Origin of the sequence: Flavobacterium sp. GSP6 (genome assembly GCF_003984855.1) — a bacterium.
Taxonomy (GTDB): Bacteria; Bacteroidota; Bacteroidia; order Flavobacteriales; family Flavobacteriaceae; genus Flavobacterium.
Genome location: NZ_RYDO01000002.1, coordinates 1 through 19,217, shown reverse-complemented (window position 1 = coordinate 19,217; position 19,217 = coordinate 1). Strand labels below are relative to the sequence as shown.

18 protein-coding genes and 1 pseudogene are annotated in these 19,217 nt (G+C 36.9%); 14 read left to right on the top strand and 5 right to left on the bottom strand.

The window, feature by feature from the left end:
- Positions 1 to 25 precede the first annotated feature (25 nt).
- Together EKM03_RS02055 and EKM03_RS02050 are read left to right on the top strand one after the other, a co-directional pair.
- Positions 26 to 1,792: a DUF885 family protein gene (locus tag EKM03_RS02055; protein WP_126561231.1), complete on the top strand. Its 1,767-nt coding sequence runs from the start codon at positions 26 to 28 to the stop codon at positions 1,790 to 1,792.
- 1 nt (position 1,793) lies between these two features.
- On the top strand, positions 1,794 to 2,483 hold the full coding sequence (locus EKM03_RS02050; RefSeq protein WP_126739806.1) for a hypothetical protein: 690 nt from the start codon (positions 1,794 to 1,796) through the stop codon (positions 2,481 to 2,483).
- A 164-nt stretch (positions 2,484 to 2,647) separates the two neighbouring features.
- On the opposite strand, the gene EKM03_RS15160 is transcribed toward EKM03_RS02050, so the two are convergent.
- The 5 genes from EKM03_RS15160 to EKM03_RS15360 form a co-directional block, all read right to left on the bottom strand.
- A complete protein-coding gene (locus EKM03_RS15160) occupies positions 2,648 to 3,001 on the bottom strand; it encodes a hypothetical protein (protein ID WP_233584046.1) in 354 nt (117 codons plus the stop codon).
- On the bottom strand, positions 2,982 to 3,242 hold the full coding sequence (locus tag EKM03_RS15155) for a hypothetical protein (RefSeq protein ID WP_233584045.1): 261 nt from the start codon (positions 3,240 to 3,242) through the stop codon (positions 2,982 to 2,984). The genes EKM03_RS15160 and EKM03_RS15155 overlap by 20 nt, the downstream gene beginning before the upstream one ends.
- Positions 3,229 to 4,143, bottom strand: a complete 915-nt coding sequence (gene moaCB, locus EKM03_RS02040) for a bifunctional molybdenum cofactor biosynthesis protein MoaC/MoaB (protein WP_126458380.1) — start codon at positions 4,141 to 4,143, stop codon at positions 3,229 to 3,231. Before moaCB ends, EKM03_RS15155 begins: the two co-directional genes overlap by 14 nt.
- Before the next feature lie 189 nt (positions 4,144 to 4,332).
- The gene (cobA, locus tag EKM03_RS02035; protein WP_126739805.1) at positions 4,333 to 5,160 is read right to left on the bottom strand and encodes a uroporphyrinogen-III C-methyltransferase; all 828 of its coding nucleotides are present in this window, start codon (positions 5,158 to 5,160) and stop codon (positions 4,333 to 4,335) included.
- Positions 5,157 to 5,288 carry a hypothetical protein gene (locus tag EKM03_RS15360; protein WP_255416219.1) on the bottom strand — a complete coding sequence of 44 codons (132 nt, stop codon included), beginning with the start codon at positions 5,286 to 5,288 and terminating at the stop codon, positions 5,157 to 5,159. Before EKM03_RS15360 ends, cobA begins: the two co-directional genes overlap by 4 nt.
- 886 nt (positions 5,289 to 6,174) lie before the next feature.
- Here EKM03_RS15360 and EKM03_RS02030 point away from each other — a divergent pair.
- From EKM03_RS02030 to acs, 12 genes and pseudogenes are all read left to right on the top strand, one after another.
- Positions 6,175 to 7,413: a hypothetical protein gene (locus EKM03_RS02030; RefSeq protein WP_126739804.1), complete on the top strand. Its 1,239-nt coding sequence runs from the start codon at positions 6,175 to 6,177 to the stop codon at positions 7,411 to 7,413.
- A gap of 23 nt (positions 7,414 to 7,436) precedes the next feature.
- Positions 7,437 to 7,613 (top strand): annotated as a pseudogene (locus EKM03_RS02025) (DUF4212 domain-containing protein); the annotation flags it as partial.
- The gene (locus EKM03_RS15065) at positions 7,597 to 7,791 is read left to right on the top strand and encodes a hypothetical protein (protein ID WP_199741551.1); all 195 of its coding nucleotides are present in this window, start codon (positions 7,597 to 7,599) and stop codon (positions 7,789 to 7,791) included. The pseudogene EKM03_RS02025 and the gene EKM03_RS15065, both read left to right, overlap by 17 nt.
- Complete coding sequence (locus EKM03_RS15355) at positions 7,785 to 7,910, top strand: hypothetical protein (RefSeq protein WP_255416366.1); 126 nt, start codon at positions 7,785 to 7,787, stop codon at positions 7,908 to 7,910. Before EKM03_RS15065 ends, EKM03_RS15355 begins: the two co-directional genes overlap by 7 nt.
- A 298-nt stretch (positions 7,911 to 8,208) precedes the next feature.
- Positions 8,209 to 8,628 (top strand): helix-turn-helix domain-containing protein, encoded by a 420-nt coding sequence (locus EKM03_RS02015; RefSeq protein WP_126453860.1) that lies wholly within the window; start codon positions 8,209 to 8,211, stop codon positions 8,626 to 8,628.
- A gap of 102 nt (positions 8,629 to 8,730) precedes the next feature.
- Positions 8,731 to 10,110 (top strand): porin, encoded by a 1,380-nt coding sequence (locus EKM03_RS02010; protein ID WP_126458373.1) that lies wholly within the window; start codon positions 8,731 to 8,733, stop codon positions 10,108 to 10,110.
- Between the two features lie 22 nt (positions 10,111 to 10,132).
- A complete protein-coding gene (locus EKM03_RS02005; RefSeq protein ID WP_126458370.1) occupies positions 10,133 to 11,668 on the top strand; it encodes an MFS transporter in 1,536 nt (511 codons plus the stop codon).
- Positions 11,669 to 11,679: 11 nt separating this feature from the next.
- Complete coding sequence (locus tag EKM03_RS02000) at positions 11,680 to 11,907, top strand: DUF6814 family protein (protein ID WP_126453866.1); 228 nt, start codon at positions 11,680 to 11,682, stop codon at positions 11,905 to 11,907.
- A 249-nt stretch (positions 11,908 to 12,156) separates the two neighbouring features.
- A complete protein-coding gene (locus EKM03_RS01990) occupies positions 12,157 to 14,862 on the top strand; it encodes an ATP-binding protein (protein WP_126515120.1) in 2,706 nt (901 codons plus the stop codon).
- A gap of 2 nt (positions 14,863 to 14,864) precedes the next feature.
- On the top strand, positions 14,865 to 15,227 hold the full coding sequence (locus tag EKM03_RS01985; RefSeq protein ID WP_126453872.1) for a response regulator transcription factor: 363 nt from the start codon (positions 14,865 to 14,867) through the stop codon (positions 15,225 to 15,227).
- A gap of 17 nt (positions 15,228 to 15,244) precedes the next feature.
- Entirely contained in the window at positions 15,245 to 17,143 is a 1,899-nt protein-coding gene (locus EKM03_RS01980; protein ID WP_126739803.1) for an AMP-binding protein, read from the top strand.
- A 15-nt stretch (positions 17,144 to 17,158) separates the two neighbouring features.
- On the top strand, positions 17,159 to 19,066 hold the full coding sequence (gene acs / locus EKM03_RS01975; protein WP_126458363.1) for an acetate--CoA ligase: 1,908 nt from the start codon (positions 17,159 to 17,161) through the stop codon (positions 19,064 to 19,066).
- The last annotated feature ends 151 nt before the right edge of the window (positions 19,067 to 19,217 follow it).

Genomic DNA, 19,217 nt, shown 5'->3' with positions numbered 1-19,217 from the left:
GCTCAATCTATTACCAAATATAATTATGAAAAAAATAACCACTCTTTTACTTTCCGTAACCACTTCATTATTGCTACTTAATTGTAAATCGGAAGAAAAAAAACAAGACTTTAGCAGTTTGACAGAAAATTATTTTGACGACAAAAATGCTATGAATCCTCTGGATGCGACCCAAAGTGGTCAAAACCAATACAACGACCAACTGCAGTTTGAAATGACGGACAGTTTTAGAAAATCACAAGAAGCTTTCTTTAACAAATACCAAACTGCCTTAAAAGGATTTGCTATTGAAGACTTATCCGAAGAGGAAAAAAACAGTTACGAAATCATCAAATGGGAAGTTGAAATCGGGAAAGATTTATTAAAACAACCGACAAATTTGTTGCCGGTACATCAATTTTGGGGAACACATCTAACCATGGGACAATTTGCGGGAGGAACCGGTGCACAACCATTTAAGACAGAACAAGATTATACCAATTTCCTAAAAAGAATGGACAAATATGCTGTCTGGATCGATTCAGCAATGGTGTATATGAAAAAAGGAATGGCAAAAGGGGTTGTTTTACCAAAATCATTAACGGTAAAACTGATTCCACAATTTGCAGAAATGGCTACACCTAAAATCGAAGACAATTTGTTTTATTCTTCTATAATACTCCTGCCTACTACTTTTCCTGACAGAATCAAAAACGAGTTAACCGCAAAATATACCGCAACCATCAACAACAAATTGATTCCGCAATACAAGAAAATGGCCGATTTCCTGAATAAAGAATATCTTCCTGCTTCCAGAGCTACCAGCGGAATAGGAAGTTTGCCTTTTGGAAAAGAGCTATATGCCACGTATGTAAAACAATGGACCACTACTGATATGACTCCCGAACAAATTCACGAACTGGGATTAAAAGAAGTTGCACGATTGAACGCCGAAATGGAAAAGGTAAAAACGCAAGTAGGTTTCAAAGGCACTTTATTAGAATTCTTTGAAGTGGTTAGAAACAAAAAAGAATTAAAACCATTTACAAAACCAGAAGAGGTTATAGCCAATTTTCAAAGCATTTATACCCGTATCAAACCGAATGTAGATAAATTATTCGCACTCCAACCCAAGACGAAGTTTGAAATCAGAAGAACAGAAGCCTTTAGAGAAAAAACGGCTAGCGCCGAGTACAATCAAGGAACTGCTGATGGTTCGCGCCCAGGCATTTTCTATGTTCCGATACCTGATGTAGCGAATTATAATATGTACGGCGATGAAGATTTGTTTTTGCATGAAGCCGTTCCTGGACACCATTTCCAAATATCCTTGCAGCAGGAAAACGAAAATCTTCCTGACTTCAGAAAATTCAATTGGTTTGGCGCTTATGGTGAGGGTTGGGCTTTGTACACGGAAAGCTTAGGAAAAGAACTGGGATTGTATCAAGATCCATATCAATACTTTGGAATGCTGGGCAATGAAATGCACCGCGCAGTGCGACTAGTAGTTGACACTGGACTGCACTCCAAAGGCTGGACTAGAGCGCAAGCCATCCAATATTCATTAGCAAATGAGGCCGAAAGTGAAGCTAGTATTATTCCAGAAATAGAGCGGTATATGGCCATCCCTGGACAGGCTTTATCCTATAAAATTGGTCAGTTGAAGATTCTAGAATTACGTAAAAAAGCCGAAACAAAAATGGGTGCTAAATTCGATATTAAAAAATTCCATGAAAAAGTATTGGAATCCGGTGTAATGCCTTTAGCGATATTAGAAAATAAAATTAATGCTTGGATACCTAAATCTAACTAAAATGAAAAAAATAACCGTTAACGTCTTATTCCTGTTCTGCATTGTTTTAAATAGCTATTCTCAAGGATATCTTGATAAAATTGACCCATACTCAACTGGTGTATTATATCGAAGCACTGATTTAAACAATCCTGTTTTAGCAAAAACAGAAGGCACGCAGTACCTCAATAAAGACTTTCAATTAGCGGAAGTTTCTGATGTTCCAAAAAAATTAATGGTGCGATACAATGCCGTCACAGACACTCTAGAGATTCAAAGTGAGGGTGACCAATTCTTTTCGCTCACAAAAAAAGCTCCATATAATACCATCACTATGGTTTCTAACCAAAATAAATTAAAACTTTTAAATTACACAAATAAAGAAGGCGACGTTTATGGGTACCTATCTGAATTACATGGTACAAGCTATTTCGCCTTGTACCGAAGAGATAAAATTATACTCCAAAAAGCAACAGAGGCCAGAACAAGCTATCAGCAAGCTAAACCCGCAAAATTTGTTAAAACAAATGCAGAGTATTATCTAAGTTTAGAAAATAAAACAGCAAGACCAATGCCAAAGAACAAGAAAGAGCTTCAAGACTTGTTCCCAATGAAAAAAGAGGAAATTGCAGTTTACTTAAAAAAGAATACCTTTTCTTTGAAAGAGGAAAAGAGTATTATTGAAATTGCAAAATTTCTTTCTGCTTTATAGAAACTTCACTAAAAAACATAGAAATCCGGAGATATACCTGATGACTCGGATATGTGAGCGCAACGATAGTGGACTTGCTAACTTTCCTCTCTAACCCCGGGGTAAAGCCTCGAGGAATTCAACTGATTGAAGAATTTGATTATGGGCACGAGCGGGCAATGTCATTAAGTTAAGGGGTTATTGTTTTTAATGGCAAAAGCAATCAAGTTTTCTATCGCTTCGCCATTTCTGAAAGGCGTCAGTAAATCTGTTTCGGAGTTAGAGAACAGACAGTTTTTTAGTTGCCCATTGGCCGTAAGGCGAATTCTGTTGCAACTGTAACAAAAAGGATTGGCTATCGAACTGATAATTCCAAAACTTCCCAAATAGTTTCGTGTTTTGAATTCTCTGGCAGTGAAGTTTTTATCGTCTTCTAATTTCTCTACATCGGATTGCCGGAAATGATGTAACACCTGATCCAGAATCTCCTTTTGAGCAACCATTTTGCTCTTGTCCCACTCATTTCCTCCAAAAGGCATGAATTCTATAAACCGAATCGAAATCGGTCAATCTTATTTTGTCAACACCATTATTGACGAATATTTGGGCGATTGCTTGAATTTCGTCAGTCGTCATCAGGCTCGCTTTTGGAGGTACTACAATTCCATCGACCGGCATGCAATAGGTGCAACGCAAATTGCATTTCTCAATTAGAGAAATACGTAAATAGTGGTGTTTACATCCAAAATCATTCGATAAAACAGCCTTATTTGATATCATGATTATTGCCTTTCAAAATATGAAAAACATGCAGCACATGAGGAAATATCGCATCCATAGATTCCTTTGCGCCATTGGTTGAACCTGGCAAAGCCAATACCAACGAATTCCCTAAAGTTCCCGCGACTGTTCTGGAAAGCATGGAATACGGCATGCGTTGTTGCCCATAACTGCGTATGGCTTCCTCGATTCCCGGAATTCGGGTTTCTAATAAAGGTTCCAGTGCTTGCGGGGTAACATCTCTTGGCGAAAGCCCGGTTCCTCCTGTAAAAATGATTAATTGATTTTCTTTGGCAAAAGCTTTAGTCCGCTCCTGAATCACATCAATTTCATCCGGTATGATTTCGTAATGCGTCGTTTCTACACCGCTAATTTCCAATTTTTCAACGATTATTTTTCCGGAACGATCTTGTTTATCTCCCGCAAAAATAGAATCGGAACAAACGAAAACCGCCGCTTTAATTGCGGATGGAAATCTATTTTTGAAAGACGATTTTCCGCCTTCCTTACTGATTAATTTAATGGTTGAAATCTCGATATTTTTGTCAATTGGTTTCAGCATGTCATACATCGTAAGCGCCACAATCGAAGCACCGTGCATCGCCTCTACCTCAACTCCGGTTTTGTAAACCGTTTTCACGTTGAAAATAATATCAATGCGTAATTCGTTAATTTCATATTCCACCGATGTAAATTCAATTGGAATAGGATGACAATCCGGAATGGATAAATGCGTGTTTTTCACGGCAAATAAACCAGCCGTTTTAGCCATTTCCAGTACGTTTCCTTTGGGAACCAGATTATTTATAACGGCGTCAATTGTGGCTTGAAGACTCACAATTACTGTGGCCTTTGCGGTTGCTGTACGAAGCGTACTTATTTTATGTGTGATATCAACCATTTTTTTTTAAATGTTTAAAGTTTCAGGTTAAATCTGATAACGACTAATTATAGAAACTACGAACTACTTTTTAATTATTTTTGTACTTTAAAATGTTTAAGACAATCATTAAAGACAATCGCTATCGACAACGGACTTTATGACTTTCGACTTTAAGACCTTCGACTCGGTTACTTTATGATATTTATACTACAACCTATTTTTATTCCCCGTAAAAGTACTGTTTTCAACTATTTCTTTATCAGAAACAGGTACATCTTCAACATTCTTCTTTTGAAAATAAGCCGTTAGTTTTGAAGCATTACGTACCACTTCTCCAATGACAATAATTGCAGGTGACGAAAGTTGGTGTTCTTGAACCAATTTCACAATAGAATTGATGGTTCCCACCACTTTTTTCTCCGAGTCTTTTGTTCCGTTCTGAATGATGGCAACCGGTAAATCATCGGTTCTGTTGTTTTGATAAATCGAAATAATTTCGTCTAATTTATTCATTCCCATCAAAATAACCACCGTTGCCGCGGATTGCGATGCCAAAGCCACATCTTTAGATAATTTATGATTCGAAGTAGTTCCGGTGATTACCCAAAAACTTTCGGCAATTTTTCGCTGTGTCAAACTGATTCCGTTAGACGCCGGGACACCTAAAGCCGATGAAATTCCGGGAACAATTGCGGTTTCCAAATCAAATTTTTCAGCATATTCAATCTCTTCGCTTCCTCTTCCAAAAACAAATGGATCGCCGCCTTTCAACCGGACGACATGACCAAAACGTTTTGCCATCGATACAATCAATTCATTAATTTGATCTTGACTGTAGGCGTGACAACCAAAACGTTTCCCCACAAAAATAATTTCGGCATTCGACGCATATTGCAACAATTCTTCATTTACAAGGGCATCATACAAAACAACGGCGGCACTTTCTAATGCTTTGATCGCTTTCAAAGTAATTAACTCTACATCTCCGGGACCTGCCCCTACGATTGTCAATTTTGGTGTATTGGAATTTTTCATTTTAACTGGGATAAATTGGTATTCAATTCGTTCAACTCGGCAACAGCATTTATATTTTTAAACACCTGTCTTTTTTCATTCGGAATCGGAATCAATTGGCGTTGTACAGTTGCAATAAAGCGCATCATTTTTAACTCATTTTCATCAATTGCCTTTTATAAAACTGGCAGTATTCGTTTCGAATAGATTCCTATCAAAGGATGCATCCGATTTGCCTCTTCAAAAGCAGTTTTTTATTTATGATAAATAAATTAGATTTATACAAAAAGACAAAAATTATATTAAAATCCTAGTCGTTTTATCGTTTTAGTTAAAAAATAAAAATAATTCAAGATACAGTCAATATGTGATTATTAAGCAAAAAATCTATTATATCGTCGTTTATTAAGATAATTAACTGAATATAAAACAGAATAATATAAAAATATATGTTATTTTTTACATAATTCGTTTTTTGGATAATTGCAAATTTACTATAGTTATGCAAAATTTATATACACACGAACCTTTTCTTCTTTAAAAAAAATAGTTACACATAGCTTAAGCTCTGTAAGCAATACAAAAAACAGAAAGATACTAATAAATTTTATTTGAGAAATATTTATAAAACAACCACTGCATTTCCCTTATTACTCTTTTTTAATACAACAAAAGCATTCCTAATTTAAGAAATCGTATTGATTTTAAAACAAGGCAAGAATCGTGTTGTTCCCGCTGAACCAATAGCGGTTAAATTCCTGAAAAAAAATATAATTACAAATAAAAATAATTTAAAACATTGATTTTTAGAATTTTAATTGAATACGCTTCGTCAAAAACCAATCCATTTTTGTTCTTGTCAGGCATGTATCAACCACAAACATACTTATCTATTCCGGTGCATTCAGGCTTTAATTTAAATAAAAACTATAGTATTTAACTTATATATATACCATATATTTTTATACTAAATATAAAATTGGACTTTAGCATTGTTGCAAGAATATTTTTTAACGCCTTAAATTCTAATTTATTATGAAAAAAACGTATTTGATAGCTTTCGTATTGCTCTTCTCTTTAAAAGGTTTTTCACAAGGTTCTCCAGATTATGGGGCTGGGATGAAATTCGATTTAAATGACGAAGGAACAAAATATCTAAGGGTGATTTCTTGGGCTCAAATTTGGTCCCAATACAATTCGGATCGCCCTTTAGATGCCAATGGAAACCAACAAGGCGATCTCGATTTTAGCGTTAGGAGATCCAGAGTATTATTGTTAGCACAAATTAATAAAGACTTTCTGATAGTCACCCATGTTGGATTGAATAGTTTAAATGCTAATTCAATGACGCCAACCGGACTTGGTGATGGCCCACAATTTTTTCTTCATGATGCATGGGCACAGTACAGTGTGGGCGCAAATAATGCCGTGGGAGCAGGGCTGCATTATTGGAACGGAATCTCCAGAATGAACAACCAAGGAACTTTGAACTTAATGACCTTAGACAATACGCGTCAAGGCTGGGCTACGCTGGGTTTATCGGATCAATTTGCCAGACATATTGGGGTTTATGCAAAAGGAACCGTTGGAAAGTTACAGTATCGCGTTTCTGTGAATGAAGCCTCAAATAATAATTTAGAACAATTAGTTGTGCCTACTAATGATGGAGCCGCCACCTATACCGGCAGAAGGTTATTGGGTTCAAAAGCTGCCGGAAAAACCTTTGCTGGTTATTTTGAATACAGCCTTTTTGATACCGAAAGCAATGTTTTGCCCTATAAAGTAGGATCCTATTTAGGAACACAAAGAGTATTTAATATTGGAGCCGGATTTTTTTCCCATCCTAATGGTGCAGTCGTAGCGGATGCTTCGGGAAATATAAGTGGTGAAAATGTAAACATTTTTGCTCTGGATGCTTTTTACGATGTCCCAGTTGGCACTAAAGGAGGTGCCATAACCGCTTATGGTATGTTTCAAAAAACAGATTATGGCGAAAATTTTAGATTAGGAACTACATACGAAACTGGCTCTCTAGTTCACGGTCATGTAGGGTATGTTATTCCGGGAGAATCTAAAACCCGTATCCAGCCGTATGTATCTTATGACAATCGTCAAATTGATGTTTTAGACGATTCTGCAAATCAATTTGGAATTGGCGCCAATGCTTATTTCAGCGGCCATAATTCAAAATTAACGTTAGAATTTCAATCTCTGAAATATGCTACGTTCAACACCATCAATACCATTACATTGCAAGCCATGATCTATTTATAAATTAATCTATTAAAAAAAACAGTATGACAACACCAGAAAACGCAAGCGCCTATTGGAAGGAAAATATACGATACCTCTTTATTTTACTAGCGATCTGGCTTATCGCTTCTTTTGGAGCAGGAATACTATTTGCAGAATAATTAAACACCATAAAACTGGGCGGATTTCCACTGGGATTTTGGTTTGCACAGCAAGGATCCGGCTTTTATAGCCACTGCTGAAGCAAAAGGATTAAAGGGAAGTGAACTAAAAAATGACAATGACATTATGGTATTGGCAAATCCGGAAATTGCCAATTTACCGGATTGGGTTATTACTTTGGTAGCTGCGGGCGCTTTGGCATTTCTCCAGAAGGTTTTGGTACAATCGCTATGCTAGCCAATTTCATTGTTGCTTTTATTATCAATAGTTTTACACCGGAACCACCGCAGGAAGTTCAGGAAATTGTAGAAAACATCCGAATTCCTTCTGGTGTTGGTGAAGACTCCTCACTTTAGAACCAATTTCAATACCAATAAAAAGCGCTATTCTTCAGATAGAATAGCGCTTTTTATTTACTACCAAAGATATTTTTGTCTAAAAAAAGGCACTACAAAGAGGCAAACCCTATTTAATTTTCAACACCTATTTAATTTCTATTTTCTAAAAACCATTTTATATAAAACTGCATTTATCTACTTATAATTAAAGCATTCCCCAATAAAAACAGATAGTGTGCAAAATAAATCCATTTTTTTTACACAATTCATTTTTAAATTGTTGCTAAATTACTATATTTATGCAAAATTTATATATATGGAGATTTTAAGCTGTCCTAAATGCCAAAACAATCAGATTATAAAAAGCGGCATAATCAACAGTAAACAAAGGTATTTATGCAAAAAATGCAAGTATTTTTTCACGGTTAACAAAATAGGAAAAAAGATTGATGATTACTATGTTACCAAGGCTTTACAGCTGTATCTGGAAGGACTCAGTTTTCGAGAAATAGAGCGTATTCTTGGCGTTTCACATGTTACGATCAGCAATTGGGTAAAGTCCTTTAACATCAAAAAACCTTCGCACGCAAACTACCACCCTACTTATAAGATTTTTAGTCACTTAGAACTGGTAGAATACCTCAAAAACAAACAATTGTTATCCGGGGCAGGCATGATCATTACAGAACTAGGAGACAAATTTATGCTCATAAAATGGGAACGATTCAAGGACTAACTATATCTCTTTACATAAAAATATATCAAAATTTTTTTCTAGAATTAAATAACTCAATTTGGCACTTTATTAACCAACCATTTAATAACCAAAATTTTATTTATGAAAAAAATATTTTTTATAGCGGTACTATTATTATTGTCGCTAAAAAGTTTTTCACAAGGCTCTACTGACTATGGCGCTGGATTGAAATTTAACCTGAACGAAGACGGTTCCAAATTCATGCGTGTAATTGCATGGAACCAGATCTGGATGCGTTCCTCTCAGATGAATCCAGGAACAATGATTGGTGGCGAAGCAACTTCAACTGCAACCGACATTGGTAATCGACGTTTGCGTTTTCTAGCTTATGCACAAGTATCCAAAAGATACATGATCTTAACCCATTTTGGAATCAACAACCAAACTTTTATTAACGGTGGTGCAGCAGGATCCTCAGGTACTGGTGGCTACGGTGCCGGAAAAAAACCGGGTTTATTCTTTCATGACGCATGGAATGAATATGCAGTTGTATTGCCAGAAAAAGATAAGAAATTTAGTTTCACCCTCGGTGCTGGATTGCACTACTACATGGGATTGTCTAGACTTACGATGGCTTCAACGCTAAACTTCTTAACCATAGACGCCCCTGTTTTTAACTGGCCTTTAATAGAGAACTCCGATCAGTTTGCCAGACAAGTAGGTTTATTCGCTAAAGGAAAATACGGTAAGTTAGAATACAGAATGAGTTATAATAAACCGTATGCTACGAATTTAACACCTACAAATACCTCGAATGCATCGAATGCCGTAGCTGTAGATAACAGTGGAAATACAAAATGGTCTAAAGCGGGTTATTTTGAGTATCAATTTTTAGATCAAGAAGCTAATGTATTGCCTTTTAAAGTAGGTAGCTATTTAGGAACTAAAAAAGTATTCAACATTGGCGCTGGTTTTTACACTGCGCCTGATGCCACAAAAACTTCTGTAAACAGCACTATCAACAAACATGACATCAAACTTTTCTCTGCCGATGTTTTTCTTGATATGCCTATTGGAAAAAAAGAAAACAAAATGGCCGTTACAGCTTACAGTGTACTATATGATTATGATTTTGGTCCTAATTATTTGCGTAATGTTGGGATTATGAATATTGGCTCAGTAGATCCAAATTTCACAGGGAGTAGAGCTATAGCAGGAGCTGGAAATGCACAGCCAACGATGGGATCTGGAAATATTTGGTACACACAAGCTGGTGTTTTATTGCCATGTAAAGAAGCGAAACCTAAAATTCGTATCCAGCCTTTTGGTGCTGTTACCTATAAAAACTTTGATGCTTTGGAACAATCAAGCACACAGTTTGATGTAGGATCTAACTTTTTCCTAGATGGACACCATGCCAAAATAACGGCACAATATTCAACTAGACCCGTATACACCTCTCTTACAAACCGCTCAGGATCATTAGGAGACTTCATAGTACAACTTCAAATTTATCTATAATCAATTTTAAAAATAACAATACATGAAAGAAAAATCAACAAAAGGAATTTGGAAAGTTATTTCCGCATCCTCAATGGGTACCATGATCGAATGGTATGACTTTTACATCTTTGGAAGTTTAGCAGTTGTAATTTCAACTAAATTTTTCCCTTCGGATAATCCAACAGCTGCTTTCTTATCTACTTTGGCAACATTTGCCGCAGGGTTTGTAGTTAGACCATTTGGAGCCCTTTTCTTTGGAAGATTAGGCGATTTAATTGGCCGAAAATACACCTTCATGGTCACCTTACTTTTGATGGGTGGAGCCACGTTCCTGATTGGTTGTATTCCGAGTTATGAAACCATTGGTTTTATGGCTCCTTTATTAGTATTAATTCTACGTTTGCTTCAAGGTCTTGCTTTGGGTGGTGAATATGGCGGAGCTGCGACATACGTAGCGGAACATGCCCCTGTAGGACAAAGAGGCTACTGGACTTCGTGGATTCAAACTACTGCAACGGTGGGTTTATTCATCTCTTTGATGGTGATTTTAGCCACTAGAAATATCCTTACGCCAGAGCAATTTGACGAATGGGGATGGAGAGTTCCGTTCTGGGTATCTATCATCATGGTTGGCGTTTCCTATTTAATTAGAAAAAATATGGATGAATCTCCTGTTTTTGCTAAAGCAAAAGCGGAAGGAAAAACCAGTACCAATCCATTGAAAGAGAGTTTTGGAAATCGTTACAATTTGAAATTTGTCTTATTAGCTTTATTTGGAGCTACTATGGGTCAAGGGGTCGTTTGGTACACCGGTCAATTCTATGCCATGAATTTCATGAAAACAGTAATGGCTATTGATTCGTCACAAGTTGACACTTTACTGGGAATTGCATTAATGCTTGGTACTCCGTTTTTCATCCTTTTTGGTTGGTTAAGTGATAAAGTAGGCCGAAAATACATCATGATGGGCGGGATGTTGCTAGCCATCATATTATACCGACCTATTTATAAAAGTATGTACGAAACTACCTCGATAGCCAATAAAACGGAAATGGTAGAAAAAACAACGCTAATCGCGGAGCTGAAAGAGAACAAGAAGCAAACCATGGACTCTATTTACACCACCAATAAAGAGTATGCGGATGGAACTACTTTTCAAGAAATAAAAACCGTACATTTAGAAAACGGAACGGCAGTAATTGTAGATGGCAAAGCAAAAGTAGACACCAAAACAACTATTAAGATCTCCACTGCTGACGAATGGTCGTTAATATTTCTAGTCTTCGTTCAGGTCATATTTGTTACAATGGTATATGGTCCAATTGCGGCTTTCCTTGTAGAGATGTTCCCTGTAAAAATTAGATATACGTCTATGTCGTTACCATACCACGTAGGAAATGGAATTTTTGGAGGACTGCTTCCTGCCATTTCAACCTATTTTGTTATAAATGCAAAAGAGGGCGGGAATCCGGAATTTTACCTCGAAGGACTTTGGTATCCAATTGTTATTGCTGCTATCAGCTTTGTAATTGGAATGGTTTACATTAAAAATAAAGACAAAAACGCTCACATTTAAAAAACACAGCTATGAATCAAATAAAAAGAATTTTAGGATTAGTTTGGATTGCATTAGCAGCTGCTGCAGCCTATTTTTGCATCTTCACTTTCGGATTGCCCAAATTTATGTCCGGTAAACAAGAGGATTTAGTATTCGGGATTATCATCCTATTCATACTCACCCCACTAATTGTTTTAGGATTGGGAGCCTTTGGGTACTTCTCCTTAATGGGAGATTACGATGAAAAAAACGATTAATTAAATGCATTCCTTAAAAACAATCTCTGCATTTTTTTGCAGAGATTGTTTATTTTTTTACAATGAAAAAAAGACATGAACAAAAGCTGGTTATACTCTCAGTGTTAATCTTATTAGCATTGAATATTCCGCTTTTGCTATTATTTGACAGTTCTAAACCTATTTTTGGTTTACCCCTAATTTACCTCTACATTTTTTCGGCATGGCTATTTTCAATCGCTATAACCTACTTAATCATAAAAAGATATTATGAATAGCGTAGGGGTTTTACTGATTTTAGCGCTTTATGTCTCCATTTTATTTTACATAGCGCATTGGTCTGAAAAAAGAAGACATTCTAAATGGACTAACAATCCGTATGTCTATTCTTTTTCATTGGCAGTATATTGTACTGCTTGGACCTATTATGGCAGTATAGGAGTCGCAGCAGAAACAGGACTAGCCTATTTACCTATTTATTTAGGCCCTATTATTATTATACCAACGTGGATGATCATCCTAAAGAGAATTATCCGAATTTCGAGAGTAAATAAAATCTCCAGTATAGCAGATTTTATTTCTTTACGATACGGAAACAGTAGATTTCTTGGAGCATTAGTCACCATGGTTTGTGTTATTGGGATACTTCCTTATATTTCACTACAACTAAAATCAATTTCAGATACCTTTCATATTGTCAGCAAAACACAATCAAGCGACAACATCTTTACGGATACAACTACATATGTGTGTCTTGCTTTGGCATTATTTGCCTCTTATTATGGAACACGCTACGTGGATGCTTCCGAAAAAAGACGTGGTATTGTAACTGCCGTAGCCATGGAATCAATCCTAAAATTAGTTTTCTTTTTAATGATTGGCATTTACGTAACCTTCTTTGTTTTTGATGGGTTTGATGATATTTATCAAAAAGCGAGTGTCCTTGAAAATTTTGACAAAAAAAATACCATTGGCGGGATTACAAACGGAATCAACTGGTTTTTCCTTTGTGTGTTGTCTATGTTTGCCATTTTTTTATTGCCAAGACAGTTTCACACCGCCATCGTAGAAAACAATAAAGAAAGCCACATTCGAACAGCCATTTGGCTTTTTCCACTCTATCTGTTGCTTTTTAATCTTTTTGTTTTCCCAATTGCTTGGGGAGGAAACATCTTATTTGAGGGGCAAGGACTCAATTCCGATACCTATTCATTGTTAATCCCACAATATTTCAACAACAACACCGTAATGGTTTTAGTCTTTCTGGGCGGATTTTCGGCAGCGATCTCAATGATAATCGTTTCCTCAATTGCGCTCGCCACTATGCTTAGTAACAACCTATTAATCCCTTATGGCTTTATAGGTTCACTCGAGAATGATTCCCAGAAAAAAAACAACAAACGCATCTTGATCAGTCGGAAAATAGGCATTTTTTCTCTCATTATCCTGGCGTATGCTATCTATCGAATTTTTATTCTGGACTACTCTTTGGTTTCCATAGGACTTGTCGCCTTTGTAGTAATCGCGCAATTGGCTCCTTCTTTTTTTGGTGCCATATTCTGGAAAAGAGGATCAAAAAATGGTGCTATAACAGGGATTTTATTTGGATTTATAACCTGTTTTTATACCCTTCTAGTTCCTTACGCCATTGGGATAACCGAATCAACAAGCTTATTCATTCAAGAAGGCCCTTGGGGAATTGAACTTCTAAAACCATTTCAGCTTTTCGGACTGGATTATTTAGAACCTATACCACATGCCGTTTTTTGGAGTTTATTAATCAATTTGATGAGTTATCTGGCCATTTCCGTTAGTTTTAAAGGGAATTACAGGGAACGCAATTATGCCGAAATGTTTGTAGACATCGACAAATACATTACCAATCATGAAAATGCTTTTATTTGGAAAGGAACGGCCTATATCTCCGACATTCAAAAAGTATTGCAGCGATTTCTAGGGGAAGAAAGAACAAAACGTGCACTGACCATTTTCAATTTGAAATACAACATAGACAAAGACATCACCACCGCCGATGCCCGATTTATAAAATTTGCTGAGAATTTATTGACGGGACACATTGGTACGGCTTCCGCCAAAATATTAATATCAAGCGTGGTCAAAGAAGATAAAATCAGTCTGCCAGAAGTGTTGCGAATTTTAGAAGAATCCAAAGAAAACATCATCATCAACAAAAAGCTGACAGACACCTCAAATGAATTAAAAAAAATATCCGAACAACTCAAAAATGCCAATTTGGAATTAATAAACAAAGACATTCAAAAAGATGAATTTCTTGACACTGTTACCCACGAATTGAGAACGCCAATAACCGCAATTCGTGCGGCAAGCGAAATCCTTCATGATGATGACGACATTCCGGAGGAGTTGAGAAAACAGTTTTTGCAAAATATCATTTCTGAGTCCGATCGTTTGAATCGTTTAATTGATAAAATTCTGGATTTAGAAAAATTTGAAACCGGAAAACAAAAAATTTACCTCTCTAAAAACAACATTTCAAAAACAATCAAAAAAACATTGAATTCCCTCCAGCAACTCCTAAAAAACAAAAACATAAATGTTGAATTTCAGGAGGAATCAAGAGAGATCAAAGCCTTTTATGACGAGGAACGAATCATTCAGGTGATTCACAATTTAGTATCCAATGCGATAAAATTCTGCGCTGAGACAAACGGGAAAATAGTGATTTCCATTCATGAAAACAAAGACAATATTGAAGTCAAAATACACAACAACGGCAAGGCAATTAAGAAAGAAGATTTTCAAGCTATTTTTGATAAATTTTATCAATCTCGAAACCAAAACGTAAAAAAACCAATAGGAAGCGGCTTGGGTTTAGCCATATGCAAACAAATAATAGAACATCACAAAGGTAAAATTTGGGCCGAAGACGATACCGCTGAAGGCGCCACATTCGTATTTACATTACCCAATTATAATACAACAGAAAATAATTAAAAATGAAAAAAATTTTAATTGTAGATGACGAACCAAATATTGTAATGTCATTAGAGTACACTTTCAAAAAGAACAATTTTGAAGTTTTCATTGCGCGCGACGGTCAGGAAGCATTGGATATTTTAAAAAATAAACTTCCGGATGTCATTATTCTTGATGTCATGATGCCTATGGTGGACGGGTATGCCACATTAGAGCAAATAAAAAAAGACGAACGGTTGCAGCATTGCAAAGTCATTTTCCTTTCGGCAAAAAACAAGGAAAAGGACATTGAAAAAGGCCTTTCATTAGGCGCTAATTTATATGTAGTCAAGCCTTTTTCAATCAAAAAGTTAGTCGACCAAGTTCATGAATTAATTCAATAAGAAACAAATTCAACACAATGACATACAAGGAAATTTATGAGGAAAGCATTGAGCAGCCAGAAAAATTCTGGGCTGAACAAGCTGATGCAATTGAGTGGTACAACAAACCGGAGACAATTTTGTCAAAAGACGAAAATGGCTATCCGCTTTGGTACAAAGATGGCGAATTGAACATTTGTTACCTGGCGTTAGACAAACACATTCAGGATGGCTGTGGGGACCAGGTCGCTTTTATTTATGACTCTCCGGTAACACAAACCGTAAAAAAATACACTTTTTCGGAAGTAAAAACCGAAGTTGCAAAACTCGCAGGAGGCATGCAATCACTGGGATTAAAAAAAGGCGACACCGCAATAATTTACATGCCCATGATTCCACAAACAGCTTTTGCCATGTTGGCTTGCGCAAGAATTGGCGTAATCCATTCCGTTGTTTTTGGAGGTTTTGCACCACATGAATTGGCCATCAGAATCGATGATTGCAAACCCCGGGCCATTATTACCGCTTCTTCGGGAATTGAAGTGGATCGTTTGATTGCGTACAAACCTTTGGTCGATCAAGCTATTGAACTCGCTTCACACCGACCAAAAAAAGTAATCGTTTTCAACAGAAAATTAGGCGCCCGAATTCCGTTTAAGAAATATGATGTAGATTATGATGCCTTGGTTTATGGCTCAGAAGAAACTCCTTGTGTTCCTGTAAATTCAAATCATCCGCTTTATATTTTGTATACTTCGGGAACGACGGGAAAGCCAAAAGGAATTGTAAGAGATACTGGTGGATATGCTGTGGCATTGAAATTTTCTATGAAATACATCTATAATGTCAAAGAAGGCGAGACTTTTTGGGCCGCATCAGATATGGGTTGGGCAGTAGGTCATAGCTACATCCTTTACGCTCCGTTATTAAATCGAAATACTACCATAATTTTTGAAGGCAAACCGATTAAAACTCCCGATGCGAGTACGTTTTGGAGAATAATTTCAGAGCATAAAGTGGGCACTATGTTTACGGCTCCTACCGCCATCAGAGCTATCAAAAAAGAAGATCCTGATGGAACATTCATCAAACAATATGATTTAAGTTGTCTCAAAAATCAATTTTTGGCGGGCGAACGTTGTGATAATGCCACTTTAGAATGGTATCAACAACACATTCCTATTCCTGTAATTGACCATTGGTGGCAAACAGAATCAGGCTGGCCAATGATTGCCAATTCTCTCGGCATTGAAAAAATGCCAGTGAAATTCGGTTCTGCCACAAAAGCAGTTTGCGGATATGATATTCGGATTTTCAATGAAAACGGTGACGAATTAAGCGCCAATGAAGAAGGCTTGGTTGTCATAAAATTACCTTTGCCTCCGGGAAATATGTTGGGTATCTGGGAAAACGAAGCCCGTTTTAAAGCCAGTTATTTCAGCAAATTTGATGGCTATTATCTATCTGGTGATGGTGGTTATAAAGATGAGGACGGTTATATTTTCATCACCGGAAGAACGGATGATGTTATCAATGTAGCAGGACACCGCTTATCTACAGCTGAAATGGAAGAAGTTGTTGCTTCCCACCGATTCGTTGCAGAGTGTGCGGTCATTGGAATTCAAGATGATTTGAAAGGACAAATTCCGTTGGCATTGGTCGTAACGAAATTAGATATTGCAATAGAGCATTATCAATTGGAGCAAGAAATTATTAAATTGATTCGCCAGCAAATTGGAGCGGTCACTTCTTTACGAAATGTAGTTATTGTAACGCGCTTACCAAAAACGCGCTCGGGAAAAACCCTTCGAAAACTACTGCGCAGGATTGCAGATGGTGCCGAATTCCAAATTCCGTCGACCATTGACGACGAATCGATTGTGGAAGAAATTATCACCGCATTAAAAAAGTATAAAATAGGAATTAACAACATATAAAATATATCAATAATCATGAGTTACTATAAAATTAATAATCTAGAAGAGTACTTTAAACATTACAAAAAATCAATTCGTGAACCGGGAAAATTCTGGGACAAAGTGGCCTCAGAGAATTTTACTTGGTACCAGCAATGGGATAAAGTAGTTGATTTCAATATGGCTGACGCCGAAATAAAATGGTTTACCAATGCCAAAGTAAACATTGTAAAAAACTGTATCGACAGGCATCTTGCTAAAAAAGGAGATAAAACAGCTATCATTTTTGAACCGAATGACCCAAATGAAGAGGCATTGCATATTTCATATAATGAGTTATACGAGCGTGTTTGCAAAATGGCGAATGTCTTAAAGGAGCAAGGCATACAAAAAGGAGATCGGGTTTGTATTTATTTACCAATGATTCCTGAATTAGCGATTACCACTCTGGCCTGCGCCAGAATTGGAGCAATCCATTCGGTTGTTTTTGCAGGATTTTCCGCCTCGGCAGTTGCCGCAAGAATCAATGACAGCGAATGTAAAATGGTCATCACTTCAGATGGTGGGTATCGCGGGAATAAAACCATCGATTTAAAAAGTATCGTTGACGAAGCCTTATTGAATTGCCCTTGTGTAGAGAACGTTTTAGTAGCTAAAAGAATCAACTCCACTATCCACATGAAAGAAGGTCGTGACCAATGGCTGCAACCACTTTTAGACCAAGCTTCGAATAACAATGTGGCTGAAATCATGGATGCCGAAGATCCTTTGTTCATCCTTTATACTTCCGGTTCAACAGGTAAACCAAAAGGAATGGTTCACACTACAGCCGGTTATATGGTGTATTCCGCATATACGTTCAAGAACGTTTTTAATTATGAAGACAATGATATTTTCTGGTGTACCGCTGATATTGGTTGGATTACCGGACATTCCTATATTCTTTACGGCCCGTTATTGAACGGAGCTACGACCGTAATTTTCGAAGGCGTTCCGTCTTATCCTGATTTCAGTCGCTTTTGGCAAACCATCGAAAAACACAAAGTTACCCAGTTTTACACGGCGCCAACAGCGATTAGAGCTTTAGCAAAAGAAAGCATCGAATACGTGCAACGCTACCAGTTGACCTCTTTGAAAGTAATTGGATCTGTAGGAGAACCCATCAATGAGGAAGCATGGCACTGGTACAACAACCACGTAGGCGATAAAAAATGTCCTGTGGTAGATACGTGGTGGCAAACGGAAACCGGAGGAATTATGATCTCACCAATTGCCTTTGTAACCCCGACAAAACCTACTTATGCTTCATTACCTTTACCGGGAATCCAACCCGTTTTGATGGATGAAAAACGAAATGAAATAGAAGGGAATCAGGTTACCGGAAGTTTGTGTATTAAATTTCCTTGGCCAGGAATTGCAAGAACAATTTGGGGCGATCATCAACGGTATAAAGAAACCTATTTTTCTACCTTTCCAGGTAAATATTTCACTGGCGACGGCGCTTTGCGTGACGAGGTTGGGTATTACAGAATCACTGGACGTGTAGATGATGTAGTAATTGTTTCCGGACACAATCTGGGGACTGCCCCTATTGAAGATGCCATCAATGAACATCCTGCTGTTGCGGAATCAGCCATTGTAGGTTTCCCGCATGATATCAAAGGAAATGCGTTGTATGGTTTTGTAATTCTAAAAGAAACCGGAGAATATCGCGACAGAGAAAACCTGAGTAAAGAAATCAACCAACACATATCCGATCACATAGGACCCATTGCCAAATTAGACAAAATCCAGTTTGTTTCCGGTTTGCCAAAAACCCGTTCCGGAAAAATCATGCGCAGAATTTTGCGTAAGATTGCCGAAGGGGATTATTCTAATTTTGGCGATACCTCAACCTTGTTAAATCCTGAAATTGTGGAGGAAATCAAAGACGGTAAAATTTAATATTTAGTTGTAATTGTAGTTAAAAACTGCTTCATTTATGGAGCAGTTTTTTATACAAAAAAGGCTGCCTTTTTATAGACTGCACCCAAAAGTTTAGACAAATTTATAATTAATTTTGATAATAATGAGCCCGATATTGTGTCGGGCTCAT